Source organism: Streptomyces colwelliae, assembly GCF_048158785.1.
In the GTDB taxonomy this organism is placed as follows: domain Bacteria; phylum Actinomycetota; class Actinomycetes; order Streptomycetales; family Streptomycetaceae; genus Streptomyces.
Window position 1 is genome coordinate 1 of sequence record NZ_JBLTJC010000809.1, and the last position, 1,228, is coordinate 1,228.

A 1,228-nucleotide genomic window follows, 5' to 3' on the forward strand; every position below is an offset into this window, starting at 1 on the left:
CGGCCGAGGCCGTTCCGGCGACGAGCACGAACCCGTGGACAGGGTCATCGGCGGGCTTCCTTCGTCGCGAGGTCCGGGGGCGCCCCGTGGGCAGGGCGTGTCCTCACCCTTGCGGCGCTCTTTGTGGCCGCTCTAAGAGACCCGGCGGTCGGGAGGACCGGGCGCGCCGCTGACCTGTGTCGATACCGGCTCGGTGGGAGGAGCGCCCCGCGTGGTTCTTAGACTTCCTTGTCGTTCACCGCTGATCCTGGAGGCAGAGGCGACGGTGCCCGCTGCTCGGCGGGTGCCGGTGAGGAAGTCGAGGTGCTGCATGGCGGCGGTGGGCCGGAAGCCGGAGGTGCTCGTGGTCGACGACGACCCCGGCGTGCGCGCGGCCCTGGACCTGGGGCTCGGTCTCGAGGGCTTCACGGTACGGCTGGCCGAGGACGGCGAGGCGGCACTCGACGAGGTCGCCGGCCGACCGCCGTCGGTGATCGTCCTCGACGTGACGATGCCGGGCCTGTCGGGGGTGGAGGTCGTCCGCGAGCTGCGTGCCCAGGGCCGGACGCTCCCGGTGTGCATGCTCTCCGCCCGCGACGAGGTCGACGACCGGGTCGCGGGGCTCGCGGCGGGCGCGGACGACTACGTCGTGAAACCGTTCTCCATCGGGGAGTTGTCCGCGCGGCTGCACGCGATGGTGCGCCTGCACGAGTCGACCACCGAGCGGTCCCTGGTCGTCGGCGATGTCGCGATCGAGCCCGCGCGCCGCGTGGCCTCCCGTGCCGGACGCGAACTGCGGCTGACCACCCGGGAGTTCGACCTCCTGCTCGCCCTCGCCCACCGTCCCGGCCAAGTCCTGTCCCGGGCCCAGCTGTTGGAGCAGGTCTGGGGCTACACCTGGGACGTGGACACCAATGTCGTGGACGTGTTCATCGGCTACCTCCGCAAGAAACTGGAGGCCGACGGCGGCCCCCGGGTGCTCCGCACCGTCCGCGGAATCGGCTTCGTCCTGCGCACGGGCCCGTGAGGGGGCTGCCGCCGGGCCTGTGCTCCGATCACAGCCACGGTCGCCCCTTGGACCGGTCCACGACGTGGCTGCCGCACGGCCCGCGCCCCCGGAACACGGCCACGAGCGGTGCCGCCCACCCGCGGCCGGGTCTGGTCCCTCGACGCGCGCCGGGCCGCGCGTACGCGGGAGGCACGCACGCGTGGGGAGCGGATTCCCGACCGGGTCGGGCCCGTCCTGTGG

At 73.5% G+C, this 1,228-nt stretch carries 1 protein-coding gene; it reads left to right on the top strand.

What is annotated here, in order from left to right; all coding sequences use genetic code 11:
• The first annotated feature begins 310 nt into the window (after nt 1-310).
• Nucleotides 311-1,006, top strand: a complete 696-nt coding sequence (locus ACNFOC_RS54520; protein WP_416966334.1) for a response regulator transcription factor — start codon at nt 311-313, stop codon at nt 1,004-1,006.
• Nucleotides 1,007-1,228: the final 222 nt, after the last annotated feature.

What these genes read in the sequence shown, in the direction of transcription:
- ACNFOC_RS54520 (WP_416966334.1), top strand. Translation starts at nt 311, where the DNA reads ATGGCGGCGGTGGGCCGGAAGCCGGAGGTGCTCGTGGTCGACGACGAC.